The organism is Mycobacterium lehmannii (assembly GCF_002245535.1).
GTDB classification, from domain to species: domain Bacteria; phylum Actinomycetota; class Actinomycetes; order Mycobacteriales; family Mycobacteriaceae; genus Mycobacterium; species Mycobacterium lehmannii.
In genome coordinates this window covers 21,297-38,497 of record NZ_NKCN01000035.1, presented here as the reverse complement: position 1 = coordinate 38,497, position 17,201 = coordinate 21,297, and the positions used below count along the sequence as shown (strand labels likewise).

General features: G+C 60.7%; 17 protein-coding genes. 12 read left to right on the top strand and 5 right to left on the bottom strand.

Annotated elements, in window-relative coordinates:
• Positions 1 to 335 precede the first annotated feature (335 nt).
• The 4 genes from CEX87_RS24930 (at position 336) to CEX87_RS24915 (ending at position 4,110) form a co-directional block, all read left to right on the top strand.
• Positions 336 to 1,016 carry a DUF4396 domain-containing protein gene (locus CEX87_RS24930; protein WP_233151515.1) on the top strand — a complete coding sequence of 227 codons (681 nt, stop codon included), beginning with the start codon at positions 336 to 338 and terminating at the stop codon, positions 1,014 to 1,016.
• Positions 1,017 to 1,215: 199 nt separating this feature from the next.
• The gene (lpqS, locus tag CEX87_RS24925) at positions 1,216 to 1,629 is read left to right on the top strand and encodes a putative copper homeostasis (lipo)protein LpqS (protein ID WP_083406457.1); all 414 of its coding nucleotides are present in this window, start codon (positions 1,216 to 1,218) and stop codon (positions 1,627 to 1,629) included.
• 112 nt (positions 1,630 to 1,741) lie between these two features.
• The gene (locus CEX87_RS24920) at positions 1,742 to 2,851 is read left to right on the top strand and encodes a PLP-dependent cysteine synthase family protein (protein WP_066811013.1); all 1,110 of its coding nucleotides are present in this window, start codon (positions 1,742 to 1,744) and stop codon (positions 2,849 to 2,851) included.
• Complete coding sequence (locus tag CEX87_RS24915; RefSeq protein WP_066811010.1) at positions 2,848 to 4,110, top strand: MDR family MFS transporter; 1,263 nt, start codon at positions 2,848 to 2,850, stop codon at positions 4,108 to 4,110. Before CEX87_RS24920 ends, CEX87_RS24915 begins: the two co-directional genes overlap by 4 nt.
• Before the next feature lie 79 nt (positions 4,111 to 4,189).
• On the opposite strand, the gene CEX87_RS27880 is transcribed toward CEX87_RS24915, so the two are convergent.
• The gene (locus CEX87_RS27880) at positions 4,190 to 4,702 is read right to left on the bottom strand and encodes a rhodanese-like domain-containing protein (RefSeq protein WP_083406456.1); all 513 of its coding nucleotides are present in this window, start codon (positions 4,700 to 4,702) and stop codon (positions 4,190 to 4,192) included.
• 102 nt (positions 4,703 to 4,804) lie between these two features.
• Here CEX87_RS27880 and CEX87_RS24905 point away from each other — a divergent pair, with 102 nt between their 5' ends.
• Positions 4,805 to 5,518 (top strand): DUF1326 domain-containing protein, encoded by a 714-nt coding sequence (locus CEX87_RS24905; RefSeq protein WP_083997713.1) that lies wholly within the window; start codon positions 4,805 to 4,807, stop codon positions 5,516 to 5,518.
• Positions 5,511 to 6,266, top strand: coding sequence for an MPT63 family protein (locus tag CEX87_RS24900; protein ID WP_083406454.1), 756 nt, complete (start codon positions 5,511 to 5,513; stop codon positions 6,264 to 6,266). Before CEX87_RS24905 ends, CEX87_RS24900 begins: the two co-directional genes overlap by 8 nt.
• A gap of 26 nt (positions 6,267 to 6,292) precedes the next feature.
• Here the strand turns inward: CEX87_RS24900 and CEX87_RS24895 are convergent, their stop codons facing one another.
• Together CEX87_RS24895 and CEX87_RS24890 are read right to left on the bottom strand one after the other, a co-directional pair.
• Positions 6,293 to 6,994 carry a hypothetical protein gene (locus CEX87_RS24895; protein ID WP_233151513.1) on the bottom strand — a complete coding sequence of 234 codons (702 nt, stop codon included), beginning with the start codon at positions 6,992 to 6,994 and terminating at the stop codon, positions 6,293 to 6,295.
• A 250-nt stretch (positions 6,995 to 7,244) separates the two neighbouring features.
• A complete protein-coding gene (locus CEX87_RS24890; protein ID WP_233151512.1) occupies positions 7,245 to 7,712 on the bottom strand; it encodes a hypothetical protein in 468 nt (155 codons plus the stop codon).
• 384 nt (positions 7,713 to 8,096) lie between these two features.
• On the opposite strand from CEX87_RS24890, the gene CEX87_RS24885 reads away from it, so the two are divergent.
• The 4 genes from CEX87_RS24885 (at position 8,097) to CEX87_RS24865 (ending at position 13,393) form a co-directional block, all read left to right on the top strand.
• Positions 8,097 to 8,294: a hypothetical protein gene (locus CEX87_RS24885; protein ID WP_066811003.1), complete on the top strand. Its 198-nt coding sequence runs from the start codon at positions 8,097 to 8,099 to the stop codon at positions 8,292 to 8,294.
• 401 nt (positions 8,295 to 8,695) lie between these two features.
• The gene (locus CEX87_RS24875) at positions 8,696 to 9,670 is read left to right on the top strand and encodes a hypothetical protein (protein ID WP_142301128.1); all 975 of its coding nucleotides are present in this window, start codon (positions 8,696 to 8,698) and stop codon (positions 9,668 to 9,670) included.
• Positions 9,671 to 9,848: 178 nt separating this feature from the next.
• Complete coding sequence (locus tag CEX87_RS24870) at positions 9,849 to 11,687, top strand: ATP-dependent nuclease (RefSeq protein WP_066810999.1); 1,839 nt, start codon at positions 9,849 to 9,851, stop codon at positions 11,685 to 11,687.
• Positions 11,684 to 13,393, top strand: a complete 1,710-nt coding sequence (locus CEX87_RS24865) for a UvrD-helicase domain-containing protein (RefSeq protein ID WP_083406451.1) — start codon at positions 11,684 to 11,686, stop codon at positions 13,391 to 13,393. The genes CEX87_RS24870 and CEX87_RS24865 overlap by 4 nt, the downstream gene beginning before the upstream one ends.
• 32 nt (positions 13,394 to 13,425) lie before the next feature.
• Here CEX87_RS24865 and CEX87_RS24860 read toward each other — a convergent pair whose 3' ends face one another.
• Entirely contained in the window at positions 13,426 to 14,187 is a 762-nt protein-coding gene (locus CEX87_RS24860) for a hypothetical protein (RefSeq protein ID WP_066810991.1), read from the bottom strand.
• Positions 14,188 to 14,417: 230 nt separating this feature from the next.
• Here CEX87_RS24860 and CEX87_RS24855 point away from each other — a divergent pair, with 230 nt between their 5' ends.
• Both CEX87_RS24855 and arr read left to right on the top strand, forming a co-directional pair.
• The gene (locus CEX87_RS24855) at positions 14,418 to 14,684 is read left to right on the top strand and encodes a hypothetical protein (protein ID WP_066810988.1); all 267 of its coding nucleotides are present in this window, start codon (positions 14,418 to 14,420) and stop codon (positions 14,682 to 14,684) included.
• 689 nt (positions 14,685 to 15,373) lie between these two features.
• A complete protein-coding gene (gene arr / locus CEX87_RS24850) occupies positions 15,374 to 15,796 on the top strand; it encodes an NAD(+)--rifampin ADP-ribosyltransferase (protein WP_064395136.1) in 423 nt (140 codons plus the stop codon).
• A gap of 112 nt (positions 15,797 to 15,908) precedes the next feature.
• On the opposite strand, the gene CEX87_RS24845 is transcribed toward arr, so the two are convergent.
• Positions 15,909 to 16,997 (bottom strand): methyltransferase, encoded by a 1,089-nt coding sequence (locus CEX87_RS24845; protein WP_082694939.1) that lies wholly within the window; start codon positions 16,995 to 16,997, stop codon positions 15,909 to 15,911.
• Positions 16,998 to 17,201: the final 204 nt, after the last annotated feature.

Genomic DNA, 17,201 nt, shown 5'->3' with positions numbered 1-17,201 from the left:
AAAGCGAGATGGCGGAGTGGCGATTACATGACGGCTGATGGGGTGGGGGATGGGTTTAAGGGGAAGTGGGGGGGGAGTCCTTGCATCATATACCCCTGTGGGGTATACAGGCGATTACCCCTGGGGGGTGTACGGGAATCGGAGGAGCAAGATCAGGTCTGCATGGGCGCTGCCGGCGACATCCACCAACTCGGCACCGCAAACACCACGGTTCACGACGATTCGGGTTGCTCAAACACGCAATGGGAATACGCCGTTCACGGGCTATTACCTGGAGGGACCTCATCGATCAGCCAATACCGCCACACCTTCCACAGTCAACTCTGGAGTACGACATGACCGTCCACACTCACGACCACGAACCCAGTGGTCATACTCATCAAGAACACGATGGCAGCACAAACACGATGGCCCTCAGCGCGACGCTGCACTGCCTGACCGGGTGTGCCATCGGCGAGATCGTCGGCCTGATCATCGGCACCGCTTTGGGCTTAAGCAACGTGGGCACGATTGCGCTGGCCGTTGGGTTGGCCTTCTTATTCGGCTACACCCTTTCAACCATGCCGCTGCTGCGCGCGGGTCTCGCACTGGGGACAGCACTGAGTGTGGTGCTGGCCGCCGACACGCTGTCGATCCTGACGATGGAGATCGTCGACAACGCCGTCATGGCGGTCATACCCGGCGCCATGAACGCGGGCCTGGTGAATCCGGTCTTCTGGGTGGGCATGATAATCGCGCTCGGGGCCGCCTTCGTCGCTGCCTACCCGGTGAACCGCTACCTGCTGGGCAGGGGCAAAGGACATGCGCTGACGCACCAGTATCACCACGGCGCCAGCGCGCCGACGGGGGCGAGGCGGTACATCCCCGCTTTCAGTACCGCCACCCTTGTCGCCGCGATCACCGCATTCATGCTGGGTGGCTTGGTGGTGTCGCTCGCCGACCAGCTGACACGCCCTGACACCGAGTCTGGGCATTCAACATCGGCGATAGGCGCGACGGGGCATGATCTGACATGACGAGGCGCCGATGACCATGTTGGCGAATGCACAGTGTTCTGCTGCGGTTGCCCGCCTGCACTCGTCGGGTTCGATGCAACGAGCGTCCGGATCGACGCACCGTCGCTGGCGACGGCCCTATCGCGGCGCGGTAACGACTATGCGTCGAGTTCGTGGGCGCCGAACCGACGCGCGATCCGCTGCTACATTTGGCACCATTGTGAACAGCAACGTGGGCTTTCTCGGGACGCGAACCCGCGCATTGATTGCGCTGGTGCTGGCGTCTTGGGTCGTCGTTGTTGCCGCTGAGTGGGCGTTGCCAATAGGAGACCAGCCCTCTGCTCACGGGCCGCATGCCCTGTCTTCTGACCTTCTTCCCGACCATTCCGTGGTCATTGAGCATCCGCATATCAGCGATGGATCGGTGCCGCTACTGCCGGACACAGTCGCCGAGGGAGTGCTGCCGCGCACATCGACCATACTGATCGCGTTGGGGCTGATCGCCGCTTTGGCCGTCGCGGCTTCACTATGGAGTCAATCGACACTGGCTGTGGTGCGTGGTCCGCCACGGCCGCTAGCGACAGTTATTTCCGGTCGGGTGAGGCTCACCCGGCTGTGTATCGCACGCTGCTGATCCGGTGGCGCCAGACCACGCTGCCTCGCTGCGGCGGGGTCGGTGACCGCCGTCCCTTTCAGCTGCTGCGCGCCGGACGGCGCGCCGCTCGAAGCAGAAGCGATGTACTTCCATGAATCACGCCCTGTCCGTTCGCAACCTTGAACTTCACAACCCTCGACAGCGATGCCTCGGCCGTTATGACCGGCCCGGCACAATGGTCGGCCACACACCGGTGCTGCGCATCGCCGAGCCCTTCACCTCGCCCGGTCGAGGTTTCTGGGCCAAGCTCGAAGGCTTCAACCCCGGCGGGATGAAAGACCGCCCGGCGATGTACATGGTGGAACGAGCGCGCGCCACCGGTGCCCTGCGCCCCGATGGCCGGATCGTCGAATCAACAAGCGGAACACTGGGATTGGGCCTGGCACTGGCCGGAACCGTGCACCACCACCCCGTCACGCTCGTGACCGATCCTGGAATGGAACCGATCATTCAGCGGATGTTGACGGCCTACGGCGCCGAGGTCGACTTGGTGACCGAACCGCACCCCGAAGGCGGCTGGCAGCAGGCGCGACGGGACCGGGTGATGCAGATCCTCGCCACCGACGAATCCGCCTGGTATCCCGATCAGTACAACAACCCCGACAACGTCGACGCATACCGCGGGCTTGCTCTCGAGGTGCAGGCGCAACTCGGCCACATCGACTTACTGGTGTGCTCGGTCGGCACCGGGGGGCACTCGGCCGGCGTGGCTCGCGTGCTGCGGGAATTCAATCCCCACATGCAACTGATCGGTGTCGACACGGTGGGCTCCACGATCTTCGGTCAACCGGCAACCGCACGACTGATGCGCGGGCTGGGGTCGAGCATCTATCCACGCAACGTGGACTACGACGCCTTCACCGAAGTCCACTGGGTCGCCCCGGCCGAAGCCGTCTGGGCATGCCGCACGCTGGCCGCCACCCACTACGCCAGCGGCGGATGGAGCGTGGGCGCCGTTGCCCTGGTCGCCGGCTGGGCGGCGCAGACCCGCCCCGAAGACACAACGATCGCCGCGATCTTCCCGGACGGCCCGCAACGCTACTTCGACACCATCTACAACGACGACTACTGCCGCAAGCACAATCTCCATGACATAGCGCCGCCCGCTGAGCCGGCGCTCATCGATGACCCCACACAGCATGTGGTGGACTCCTGGACACGGTGCCCCAGGGTGGTAGATCCGGTCAAGGCACCGCGATGACGGGCTTCCTCACCGAATTCCGCAGTTTCGGATGGCCGAGCCGGCTGCTGATGATCAATCAGTTCGGCATCAACCTTGGCTTCTACATGTTGATGCCGTATCTGGCCGGCTACCTCGCCGGGCCGCTCGGGCTGGCCGCATGGGCCATCGGTCTGGTGCTGGGCGTGCGCAACTTCTCCCAGCAGGGCATGTTCATCATCGGCGGCACATTGGCCGATCGCATCGGATACAAGCCGCTCATCGTTGCCGGCTGCCTGCTGCGCACCGCGGGATTCGGGCTTCTGGTGATTGCCGATTCGCTGCCGGCAATGGTGATCGCTTCAGCAGCAACGGGTTTCGCCGGAGCATTGTTCAACCCAGCGGTGCGCGCCTATCTTGCCGCCGAGGCCGGCCCACGCCGGGTCGAAGCCTTCGCGTTGTTCAACATCTTCTACCAAGGAGGGATCCTCGCCGGTCCGCTCGTGGGACTGGCGCTGATGGCGCTCGACTTCCGCATCGCCGCCGCGGCCGCTGCGGGGGTTTTCGCAGCTTTGACCGTCGCGCAACTTTTCGCTCTGCCACAACGCAAGGCCTCTCCGACCGAACATGGCACGTCGGTGCTCGACGACTGGCGCACTGTACTGGCCAACCGCTCATTCCTGCTGTTCGCCGTGGCGATGATCGGCTCCTACGTGCTGTCCTTTCAGGTCTATCTGGCGCTGCCGCTGCACGCCAAGAACCTGGTGCCCAATGCTGAAACCGCCGTAGTGGCAGGCGTATTCGTCATCTCCGGCCTGATCGCCGTCGCTGGTCAGCTCAGGATCACCCGATGGTTCGCTAAGTGGTGGGGACCAGGACACTCACTGGTGATCGGTATGCTGGTCCTCGCGGCGTCATTCATACCCATGGCCGTGCTGCCCGATGATCGGCGTGCCGGCCAAATCGCCGCCATCAGTGCGCTTCTCGTCGGCGCTGCGGTGCTTGCCATCGGATCGGCTGCGGTGTTCCCGTTCGAAATGGACACCGTCGTCTCACTGGCCGGTGGCCGGCTCGTCGGCACACATTACGGCTTCTACAACACCATCGTCGGAATCGGCATCCTCGTCGGCAACCTCGCCACCGGAACGCTCATGCAAAAAGCTTCCGACGCCGGGATGCCCGAGCTGACGTGGATCGGATTGGTCGTCATCGGCCTGATCGCGGCGCTCACCCTGTACCGCCTAGACCGCGCCGGCCGGCTACAGGCACCAAAGTCCCTCGATGCAATGACTCCTGCGTAATAGTCTGCGCGGCTATCACGTTGATACCGGCCTGAACGTCGGGGTCTACCCGGTGGTAGCCCCGAGTGCTCGACCGTCATCAGATGCCGACCAATTCGCGGCCGTCGGCTTGCCAAGCGCGCATGCCCCCGCGAAGTTCGACGACATCGGTGTAGCCGAGATCGCGAAGCGTCTCCGCCGCGGTCGCACTCATTGGCCCAGACCGACAATAGATCGCCAACCCGGTGTCACGATTGGCTGGCAGCCAACCAGCCTGTGCGGTGATCTGATCGAACGGTATCGACAGGTCCGTGCCCGGGATGTCGCCCTCAAATGGCACATGGACGTTCACCGTCACCCGATCAGGCTCAGCGATCACCGCGGCGAACTCGCCGGGATCTACCAACCGGGCCGCACCCGAGGCCGGGGCCTGCGACGTCGGCGCTGCAGGTGCGGGCGGGGATGGGCCGTCCGATGCACACGCGGTTAGGGCAAGCGCGCCGACTGCTGCCAGAACTGCTGCAAGCAGCCGGGACGCCGACCCGGTCCTCACCGCACGTCGAAGCGAGGTTTGTGACCCCTCGACACGCCTGGGGCACACCGATTCACTCATGACATAAATATACCCCCTGGGGGTACTTGTGGAGAAGCGCTCATGGGGATATGGTCAACCCGCCCGATACCCCCATGGGGTATACAACGAAAGGTTTGAACGATGAAAACAATCTCGACAACCACCGACTGGCATCTGCGTGGTGACTGGTTCGACGTGTGTAGCTGCAAGCTGCCCTGCCCATGCACCTTCGCTCAAGAGCCCACCCACGGTGACTGCCTGTTCACCCTCGTATGGCATATCCGGGCAGGCCACTTCGGTCCGGTAGATCTGGGGGGACTCAACGTCGTTTCCCTCGGGGAGTTCACCGGCAACATGTGGGTCGGCGATCCCAACGCCATGATGAAGCTGATGTTCTACATTGATGCCGACGCCGACGCCGCCCAGCGTGAGGCCCTAGAGCGCATCTTTACCGGACAGGAAGGCGGCTGGCCAGCCGAATTCGCAAGCCTGATCGCGGATTTGCGCGGCATCGAGTACGCGCCGATTACCTTCGATGCAGCAGATGACCTGGCCTACTGGCGCGCCGAAATCCCCGGCAAGGTCGATGTCCGCGTCGCAGCGCTAACCGGACCCACCTCTGATCTCAACCGTCGCGTGACCACCGCCAACCCGCCGGGCGCCGAGGTCGGTCCCGGCCAGGTCGCCACGTGGGGGGTCGTCGAGCGCGATCACGCTGTCGGGTTCGAGTGGTCGCGCGACTATCAAGGCGCCTCCAGCAAGCGCTTCCCGTTCGACTGGCGGCCGGACGGCAACGGAGCGGGCCAACAGGAATTCAGCAGCAGTGCGGCGGCGCCATGCACGTGTCATGCCTGAACCGTTCGGGCCTCGCGTGGGTCTCGCCCATTCGCCGACTCGCTCTTCGCGCCTCTCGCGCCCCATCGAGGCGCCACCATCCGAAATCAACACTCATCTACTATCCCAGTACGTAGTATTAAGCGAGCTGTCCGCGCCTGATTTTGTGCTGCTCGCCAATTCTCTTGAAAGGAGAGGTTGCTTGCGACTCCTAACAGTGCTCACCGCGACGCTCGCCGCCGCATTCGTCGCTGGAGCAATAGCGTTCGCTGCCCCAGCGGCCGCCACGAAGCATTGCCCCCATAAATTCGGTTCAGCGCAACAGATCGTCGATGCCGGGGGTGCGGTAGTCCAGGAGTGGACTGTGGCCGACCTTCAGAAGTCGGCGACTATCCTGCCGGGATATACCCCGCGGGGTCAGCTCTGGGAAAGCTCGGCGACAGTGCGCGCAGTCACCGGCACCGTTACACCCATCATCCCCAACCTGTACGCCGTTCCAATCGACGGTCAGCGGCACCCCGTCCTGTGGCAGATCGCAACCCCGGAAGGGCTGCCCGCCACCACACTGGCACAAGGCCAAAGCTCTACCGGCAAGGTCTATTTCGACATCGTGGGGGCAGATCCGATGGCTGTACTCTATGCCGACGGAAACGGCCGCCACTTAATGTGGTGCTGCGACCAAGCCATGCAGATGCCGATGTCGATGGACAAATGCCCGATGTGCGCCGCTATGGAAATGCCGTGCCCGCACTGTCGCGATCGGATGTAGCTGCTTTTGCTGTGCGGCTGGATCACTCACTCGCTGTGGTGGTGATCCTCCGCGGTTTTATCTGATAGTTCCGTCGCCGGAGCGGGGTGTTCGACCGGGGCCGGAGAATCGCTTTTCGGAGCCGCCTCCACCACGGGTATAGCGGCAGGAGTTGGAACACCGCTATGGCTGCCCGCATGGTCACTAGCCGACGGATGGTCGCTCTGCTCCGCCTCACTCGACCCGTGGTGGTCGAGCAGCACCCCTGACGCTGCCCCCAGCGTCGCTGCGATGGTAACGACGGCACTGGCGCCGCCCAGGATGATCGCGTTTCCGAATCGCGATATCGGATCGGCGCGTTCGACGCGATACCACCCCCAGCCGGCCCCCATGACGACATAACACTCAAGTAGGAGAGCGCAAAGACCTGCAGTATCAACCGCTTCTGACTGTCCCGAGTGCGGGCCAAAGGGTACGCCCGCGGTCCGCGACATCACCCAGAGCGCCGCCGCAGCGACATTGGCCAGGATGCCTGCGGCGAACACTGCCGGCATCGGGCGTCGCGACACCAGGAATGCCCACAACACTTGAAACATCGCGATGGAGGCGAAAAACACTCCGGATTGCGTCCACGCTTGCCAATGTGTGGGCATGACCGCGAAGTGAATTATCGCCGCGCCGAAGGATGAGATCGCCGCCAGGCGGATAGCCGGCCTGCCGTCAGTCTTCGTCCCTGCTCTCGAGGTCACTCGAGAATGATGGCACTGTGGGCCCAGTCGTTGGGGAAGAGACATCACTTCTCAATAGCAATGAGATGCCACTGTCACTGTCCTCGGGGGAGATGCGGTCGGACAGGCGTGTCTTGGCAAAGAGGCTTGTGCATTCGACCTCCGCGGTCTGCCGAATGAGCGGCGTTGACCGTTCTCAGAATCGTCCTGGTATCAATGCATCCACGGCAACATCGGCGGTTGTGATGACGGCCGAAGTGGCGCGGCGGTGCTAGTGGTTGTCGAGGAGAACGAGGGTATGAGCCAAGCCGCTGTCGACGAAATATGCGCGGCATGTGAAGGGAGTTTTGATTGTGCCTCCGAAGTCGTTCTTCGCGTCGACAACGCCCGAAACATTCCAAACTCGTATGCGGGAATGATCAACCCCTTTGAGAGGCTCGTCCAGTAGCGAAAAGAGATCGCGGCTGCCCGCGTCGAGCTGACTAAGCTCCGTTTGCACTTTTGTTAGCTGTGCAGTCGATGGTGATATCAATCGATTGAGAGTTTCGGTTTCGCAGCGCTTCTGTGCCTTTTCTCTTTCCGACTCATCACGGTCATCAGAACCACCGAGACCGAAAACAGTTGTCGTGACAGCGATTACGCCGACAATCAACGCGCAGCCGACCGCCGCGATCCACCACCACCGCCGTGCATTCTTGCCGGGACGGCCATCGTGTCCTTGCCTATGGCGGCTCATCATAGCGTCACGCGAATCGCACGAGCTGAGATGTCATTGCGAAACCGCCCGTATCCACTCTTGACGTAAAACGTTCTGTGGCTGTCGATAAATGCCGGCACCGCCAGTGTGATCGGCCGCTTCGTTTTGGCGCATGGCCACCTGGTCCCACATAGTCTCCAATCCTCCGTGGATCCGCGATGCTACTCGGCACTATTGCGTCCGCGCGGTGTCGGCACCCGTGCGTCTCGGCCAGCGGCGGCGAAAAATTCCGAGTGTTGTCGGCGTGCAGGCGCGAACCGGGCAATGCTGGCGTACCCGACATAAGGCGACATTTATCGGCTCGATCCGGCGGTGCCGAAGTCACATTAGAGTGACTGGATCTTCGAACAACAGGAGCGTGGGCGCGTGACCGACGACGAGGTGGACCCTGCCGACGCTAGCGATCATCTGCCTGAGGCGGCCGACGTTTTCGACGGACCCGAGGATCCTGAGCGGGCTGCGGACCGAGACCGAATCGCGGACGAACTGTTGGATCCTGGCAGCGGGCGGGCCAAACGGATCAACGTCGTCCTCGTGAGTTACGTCGCTGTACGGAGTGATTAGTCGCGGTGGTCGCGCTTTCGGTGAACGGTGCGTGATGAGGCTGCGGCGGCGAGCAGGGTTCGTAGTTCGGGATTGGACCAGTACTCGTACTGAGCGTCAGCAACGAGCTGAGCAGGCTGAAGAAGAATGCTGCCATCCGCGTTGTGCCGCAAAAGGAACCGGCTATTCGGGTGGCCTGGCAGAGTGATGCGTCCGCGGTGGTCTGTCTCAACGAACTCGGAGTCGGGCACTTCTGGATTGTAGGGGCCCCGCCAGCGGACCGATGACTTTCGTAAGTTGACCCGACGGGATCGGGTGTTATCGGTAGGTGGCGTAGCTGAAGTAAGCAGAGCGGCCGCTCTGCTTACCGCTCCAGGCAGTTTTCCGACCGCCCAGACATTTCGTGAGCGTAGCATTACGGCGTGAGTCCCCCGCTCAATGTAATGTCGGCCGCACTGAGGCTGGTTTATCCTCCAATTTCCAATCAGGAGGCCGAATGGGTGAAATCAGACAAGGCGGCGGAGTCGGTGCTGCGCCAAAGCGATTTCTACCTCATGGCTACCCGTCATGAGGTCAGATTTCACGGTTGCCGCGTGGAAGATTCTGGGAACGTGCATATTTTCATTGATGGTGGAGAAGGCCTTTACGATGAAGTTATCCTCGAACCATTCGTCATTGCCAAGAGCTTCGAAGGCTTCGATCCGGAAGAATTAGTTGTTGACCTAGGGCCCAAGATTATCAAATTCTACGTTGAAGGTGAGGTGGACATCGACGAAAACACCGAACCCCTTGAGTGGTTCTCCACCGAAAAGCTGATATTTGATCGCAGCCGAAACCTTCCTGGCATACACGCATTCGAGCGGTATCGAGAGTTCGCAACCTACAATTTACTTTACGTCGGTATCGCGAAGGCTTCGGACACGTTTGACCGGCTTTTCGAAGGCGCGCATCATGCGCGCCAAAAGATATTATCGAATGAGCATCCGCATAGAATCGGCGCTAGAGTCAGCGACGAGCTCATTCTTTTTCCGTTTGAGCTGGTACCAACCGTAATTCGCGAGGTCGGCACCGCCCCCGCTTTTGAGGGAGGCCAAGTCTCGAGGCATCACCATAAGGTGATAGTCGCAGACGCAGAGAAAGCGTTCATTCATTTGTTAAAACCAGAGTACAACGTAACTCAGTACGCAGACTACCCGCGCAGCTCTGATGGCCTATACGGCGCCAGCTATCAGAGTTACGGATTCTATGTGGAAGAAAACTTGATATTCGTAACGAAGAATCAAATCCTACATGGGCACTTAGATCATCGGCGGGCAGACGTGCTGGAGATCGCCGGCGACATCGTCCGATTGCGTAAGAGTACTGGCACGCACTCGCAGAACGATCTATGCCGTTGACGGTGTGCGTGACGGTCGCTCCCGCTGCAGCAGTAACCGGACACTTCATCGAACAGGTCCAATCGAGGGGGCTGGATGCGAGAATGAGACGGGGGGAACTTCCATTGAACCTTTACTTGGCCGTTGGTGTCTCACGACTGATACAGCTACCCGCAGATGTACGTATGCGAGCTTTGTCATGAAGGTTTCCTCTCTGCGCATCGGCAACTTTCGCGGTATTGAGTCCGGTGAGATTGCCTTCACGCCGCACACTCTGCTCGTCGGGGGGAATAACGTTGGCAAATCGACTGTGTGCGAAGCCCTGGACCTTGTACTGGGCCCCGAGCGCTTGTTCCGTCGGCCCGTCATCGATGAGCATGATTTCCACTGCGGCCAGTACGTCGATCCGGAAGGCACGCCCATCGAAATGCGGATCGATGTCGTGCTCACCGACTTGAGCGCAGAAGAGGCACGCAGGTTCGGCGATCAGCATCTGCGCCTCTGGGACTACAGAACTCGCCGGTTCATCGATGATGAACCCGGTGGAGCGGCCCGTGCAAACGACGAAGGGGTGGGGTGGGGTCTTCCTGTTTGCTTCATCGGCCGCTACGACAAGGAAGAAGACGACTTCATTGGTGACACGTTCTTCGCTCATCCCGAGGTGGTTGCGGATGACACCGACTCGGAGCGGCTTTCGGCATTGGGTGGAGGGCTATCCTCGTTTCGTCGTCACCATAAGCGGCTGGCCGGGTACGTATACCTACGTGCGTTACGTACGGGTACGCGTGCGCTAAGTTTGCAGCGCGGTTCGCTCCTCGACACGATCCTGCACCTTGGCGGTGAAGGGTCGGCGGAAATGTGGCAGGAAACTCTTGATCACCTGTCGTCACTTGAGCCCGCCATCGGGGACATCCCGCAACTGCAAGCGGTCCGCGAAAGTCTGCGGGAACGTCTGGGGCGCTTCGTAAATCTTGCCGCTGGACAGGACTCAACGGCCTTCTTTGCGTCTGACCTGACGCGGCAACATTTGCGGGAGGTTGTACGGCTGTTTATTGCTACGCAGCCGAGCAATCATCCCGTGCCTTACCTGCGCCAGGGCACCGGGTCCATCAACCTGCTCGTCTTCGCGCTCTTAACGATCATCGCCGACCTGAAGGACACGCACTCGGTGATTTTTGCGATGGAGGAGCCTGAGATCGCGCTGCCGCCGCATACACAGCGTCGCGTCACCCGTTACGTCCTGCAACAGATGGGCCAATCGATCGTCACATCGCACTCGGGGCCCGTGATCGAACAGTTCGGTCCTGAAAGCATTGTGATGGTGCATCGCGACGGGGCGAAGCTCATTGGCGCGCCGATCAATCTCGAGAAGATCAAACCCAAGACATACTCGACCAACCGGCGCCAATTCGCGGAAAGCATTCTGGCCCGTGGCGTGCTTGTCGTCGAGGGGTCGACCGAAGCAGTCGTCTTCCCGGCCGTATCAACTGTGCTTGAGCGGGTACGCCCCGGCTATACCCATTTGGACTTCTCGGGTGTATCGATCTTTACCTGCAATGGCGACGGGGATGTCGATCGGTACGGCCCGATATTCAAAGCGCTCGGGAAGAATGTCTACGGCGCTTGCGACAAGCCGAGCGGGCCAACTCCCACCGACGCATTGGCCAATCGTGCGCAGTTTGATCACTTCTGGGAATCCTCCGAGAAGGGAATCGAGCTTGTGCTTACGAAAGGTATTCCATCAGACATCCTTCGAAATTTCCTCGCCGACGTATCGACGAGAGCGGACTATCCCTCATCTCATCCCTACAGTCCCGGTATCCCCGATGAGGACGTGCCCGCTCTGGCGGGCAAAGTCTTGAAGGCACGAAAAGGCGAGGCGTACGCCTACGCAGCTGTTCTGATAGGCCACTGCAAGACCGAAGCGGACCTGCCCAGTGATTTGGTCGATGTACTGGTCGCAATCGACATTCACATGGCGGCCCAGCCCGAGGTGGTGCCGGAGGAGCAGGGTGCGAATGAGCCCGATGAAGTATGACGTTTGATCTCAGTGACGTAGCCCGCGCCGCCATCGAGCACGACGGACGCGTCATGGTCTATGGGGGACCCGGGTCCGGAAAGACAACGCTGTCTTTGCTGAAGGCGAAGCGGATCATCCCGTTGTTGGCGACTGCGCAAGAGATCCTGTTTCTCAGCTTCTCCCGTGCCGCCGTACGTCAGGTCATGATGCGGTGTCGAGATGTACTGACTAGCGAAGAGCGGCAGTGGATTTCGGTGCAGACATATCACGCCTTTTGTCTCGATCTTCTCCGCGGGCACGGTCGACTTCTGACTGGCCGGCCAACGCGAATACTATTTCCCGACCGGGAGAAGGTTGCAAAGGCCGGCTTTGATGGAGATTGGAGTCGAGAGCGCGAGCGCCTCGCCAAGGACGAGGGGCTATTCGCTTTCGACTGTTTTGCCGATGGAGCCTCACGTCTTATAAATGACGTTGGCAAGGTCGCCGAGCTCGTGGCGGACAGATATCCCACCATCATTTTCGACGAGTTCCAAGACACAACCGACGCGCAGTGGACTCTCGTGCAGGGTCTCGCCGTTCGAAGTAACGTCGTCATCCTCGCTGATCCTGATCAGCGAATCTTTGAGTACGACGACAACATCGATCCTCATCGGTTGGACCAGGTCAAAGAAGCGCTTGCTCCCGCAGTCTTCGACCTCGGTGGGGACAATCATCGAAGTCCCGACGCCGGCATTCTAGATTTTGCTGACGCGGTGCTCCATAACCGGCGCCTCCCGGACACTGCCGATGTCCAAGTGCTGACCGTATGGCAGTCAGCGCTTGAATCGACGACGCATGCGGCAGTCGGTTGGCTCTTCTCGAAGCTCCGCAAGCAAGGAATTCCAAGCCCGAGCGTCGCGGTGCTGTGCCGCGCTAACGGCCTTGTTGCTGATGTATCGCAGTGGCTTTCAACTTCGAGGACGTACAACGGAAGCATGCTGAAACCCATTCGGCACGACGTCCTTTGGGATGTAGAACTGTCCGCAGCGGCAGCGCAGGTCGTTGCGTCTGTTTTGGAGTGGCCTCTGCGGCAACACGACGAAGGCGTCGTTAACACGCTGCGGTTGATTGCACGATACTTTGAAGTGAAGAGCGCGATTAGCAATAGTCCGATCGCGAGCGCCCTCGCATCTAGAGATAGCTACTTAGCTAATGCCGCAACCCTTCTCGACGGCGGAAAGTTACGTTTACGAGCGGCCAAACACTTATACGAGCGCAATGCGAGTGGCATCGTCTTTGTGGGCAATCCTGTCGTCGATTGGCGAACGGCCAGAGATGTGCTGGTAGGTCCGCCAGCACTCCGGGAGATAGTGCAGGCGGCTCGATTCATCCGAATGTTCGGAGCCACCGACGAAATCGGCGGACGTCTTTCGGAACAATGGGATCAGACTGGTAGCTATGGCGATGCGGCAGGTCTTGTTCGTCGAGCCCTTGACCAAGGCCGACTTGCGACTGAATTCCGCGACCCGCAGGGCTGCATTCTCATGAACATACACAAATCGAAGGGCAAGGAGTTCGACGGTGTCGCAATCGTCGAGAAGCCCTATACGGGAGTATTTTTCAGTGACCGGGAGGATCCTCCGCACCTAGCAAGTCGAAGGTTGCTTCGCGTCGCCCTCACTCGCGCCCGTCATCAAGTAGTCTTCGTGCGGCCCAACTCCGCAGCCCCTTTAGTCAATCCATAATCGGGGCAGGAGCGGCGGACGGCAGCCCCGTGTCATCGCTTGAGAGTGGTGAATCCTCCGGTACGCCAGTGACGAAACGTCACGCCTGTCCCAACTGCGGCGTGGGCTCTGCGGAATGCGGCAGCAACCCCAAGCCCGGACAAAAGGTGATTGGCAAAGAAGCTCTGGCCGAATAGCGACGCGGCCGCAGAGTGCACAAGCTGAAAGGGAGCGATGTAATCGGTGCAAACGCTGCTGGCGCTGAAGGGACTCGCGAACGCCGCGCGTCCGGTGAGGCAAGTCAGCGATATGACCACCTTCGGTGGGCTTTTCGGCGCCGCGCCTGCAAGCATGGTCCCGAATCGATCGCCACCGACTGGCGCATCGAGATCCAAGAAGTTCAGACTGTCGGCGTTGCCGTGACCTATCAAGACTATGTGGCTGGTCCTCGGTGCAAGTTCTGCCCACACCGCGCAGATTTCAGTAGAGGTTCGTACCTCACGTAGGACTACTGCATCAGGTTCGAGGAGTAGCCGCAGGTAGTGCATCATTGATTTCGCCAATGGGTCTAGCGCGTTCAGCTCGGTCTTGAAGTCTCCGATTCGGATGACACCGATTCCGAGGTTCTTGCGATGCACCAACCTCGATGCGACCTCGATGTCGTTGCCATGCTCGTCCTGAAGGTTGATGCGTACAGAGCGAGCTTTTTGCTCCAGCACCTTTGCTCGGCGTAGCGCGAAGTTCTGTGCCGCGGGATTAGGTAGAAGGCGTGAGGGTACGAAGACCTGCTCGTTGACCTTGAACTTCGTAGTCATTCGCAGCCCGCACCTTTCGTACGGCGAAAGATCGGTTGACTGTTGACCGATCCTGCGTGCATGTCCACAAGACTGCCATCCGCATCCGGCAGTCAGCGCCTACTTGACCGGCATGTTCTCAAAGTAGCCAGTTGTGTAGGCAAATCGACCTACGGGCTAACTGAGCGTCTACGACCTGTGGTCCACATTGCGGGCTGAATGTCGAAGCGCCGCTCGGTAACATCACAGCAATGATGGATCAAGAGGTCGATGAGAACGGCTTCTCCTTCTTTGAGTACGAGCACTACCCGCCGATTGGCGGTCGGGGAGGCGAGCAGTATGAAGTCTTCGTGACCCGCTATTACGACCGTACGAAAGGTGATGGGTCGGACCGGTTACACGACAACATCATCGACGGGCCGTTTAAAGCCAGAGGGAAGACCCTGCAAGAGGCGTGGGAGAAGTCTGCAGATCTTGCGCGTCAGTGGGCAAAGGACCAGCCCGTGGAACGTAGCTAGGCTACTTTGTCCTCGAGGTAAGGCGGCGTGGAGTCAGCGCAGGGGTACAAGTTCGCGAGCAGCGAACTCGGCGCGCAAATTGGCAACCGGAAGTACAGGCACTAGGCGCACTTCGCGACTCCGCCGGAGGACGAGATTCACGAAGCAAGACTGGACACAGGGAGAGCCAGTCGGCAACTGGTGCGCCCGCCTCCGGAAGGGGTGAGAGCGTCACACACTCTGACCTGGCGTTTGCAACGAAGATTAACAAGCTCTTGCGACACGCCCGAGTTTTGTCAAAGTAGGCAGGCGAGTCCTGTCAATCTTCGTTGCATCTCTACACGACTCCAGCACGCAGGTGCGCCCGCGGCTCGGTACTGGGTGCGCCACCGCCGGAGACGCTGTGCCACCAGTAAAGCCACGCCGCCTGGCCGGTATTCACGCTGTCATCGGTGAGCAGGCGCCCCGGAGGTGACGAGGGCGACGAGAACTGTCACGACACTCAGGTGACCCCGACGTAGGCCGCGTAGTTGACGGACGACGGGGACACGACTTCGCCAAGGATGAGCTCTCGAAATTGTCTAAAGAAGGGGCGTCGCGCAACAGCGGCGTCGTTCTATTTTCAGGATAAAACACGACTGGGGTCTTGCCGCAAGGGCCGAGCGGTGCTGCATACTTGCGAATCCCAGCAGTCCGTCAGAGGGAGCTAGGTGTCCGAATCGTTTGATGATGGCCCGTTTTTCCATGGCACCACCGCGGATTTGAGTGTCGGTGATCTTCTCACCGCGGGTCATCGATCGAACTACCGTCCCGAGATCGTGATGAACCACATCTATTTCACTGCTCTCGCGGACGGGGCTGGCCTTGCTGCCGAAATTGCCGCGGAACTTGCCGATGGCGAAGGCCTTCCGAGGGTCTACCAGGTAGAACCGACCGGAGAGTTTGAAGACGACCCGAACGTGACCGACAAGAAGTTCCAAGGCAATCCGATGCGGTCCTACCGCAGTACCGCACCGCTGCGGATCGTCGGCGAAATAACCGAGTGGAGACGACTGACACCCGAGCAGCTACAAACTTGGCGAGAACGCCTGTCCGCTCTCATTTCCAGCCAGCATGCCGAGATCATCAATTGAGTCTGTCCGTCTCCGCCGCGCAGACGAATAACCGATGGAAAGTGACTGCAGCCGACGGCTTCATGCCGCTGCGGAATCGAGAAGTATTGCTGAGCCATCCCACCCGAACCCTTCACATCTTCTCGGCCTCAATGAGGTCATGCGGGACGACCGAGAACGTGCGGCCGGTCGGTCGTAGACCGGCGCCGATGAGCAGATCCGACAGTTCGTCGACCGATCGCAGACGACCGCCGTCTCGTTGGGTCAACGTGTGGAGGTCGAGAAGCGGCGAGAACGGGTTCGGGCGGTTGCGCTCCTGGAGGTATTCGACGATCACCAGCTTGCTACCCCTGGGCATGCCTGCCGCCACCGCCGCGAGAATCTTTCCGCAGCGCTCGTCGTCCCAGTCATGCAACACATCCTTGAGCACGTACACGTCGGCGATGGCGTTGATGGCACGGAAGATGTCGCCCTCGACACGATCGATGCGGTCGGCCAGCCCACGCTCGGCAAGGAAGCGCTCAGCTTCGGCAATCATCCCCGCACTGTCCACCAAAATCCCACGCAGGTTCGCGCGCGACGAGCCCACGACCACCGACAGCAGCGTGCCAATACCGCCGGCCACATCGCACACCACGGCACCGTCCGGCCACGGGTAGACCCGAGCAATGGCGCGGGCGGCGATCTCGGTGGCCTGGCGCATCGTCGAGGCGAAGATGCGTTGCTCATCGGGATGCGCGGCGAACCACTCCCACACCGACATCCCGTGCACGAGCTCGAAAGCGCTCTGCCCGCTGCGCACGCTGGCAGCCAGGCCGCCCCAGGCGTCCACGGTCGAGCGCATCCCCTTGTAGCGCATCCAGGCCCGCAGCGACGCGGGATGGTCGCTGCGCAGCACCGCTCCGGTACGTGTCAGCTTCACCGCGCCCGTCCGCCGATTCATCGTGCAGAGACCGCAACCGACCGCGCCCCGCAGCAGGCGATGAGTGGTGTCGTCATCGCAGTCGATTCGGGCGGCGATCTGCGACGCCGTCAGCGGCCCGTCTGCGAGCACATCGGCAATCCCGAGTTCGGCGATGGCCGCGGCGATCTGGACGCCACCGACGCCCTCGCCGAGATCCAGCATCGCGATCTCGGGCGGCACCATGCGGTCGGCGAGCTGCTTGAGCCGGCGGCGCAAGGCGAGCGTGGCCAGCACTACGGGAAGAGGCGTCGACGGCATCCGTGCAGGCTATCCGGCACAGGGCAATCACAAACTCCGCTTTCTGGGGCGTCACCACGAGAGAAACACAAGTCAGGCATCGACGGTCGGATTATTGAAGTCATCCCCAAGCTGGCTTATCCATGGGCGCTTCCCCGAGCAACTCCGGCGCAGTTGTTCTGGTCGATCACGGTGTATGACAACAGAACCGCTCAGAGATCCAAA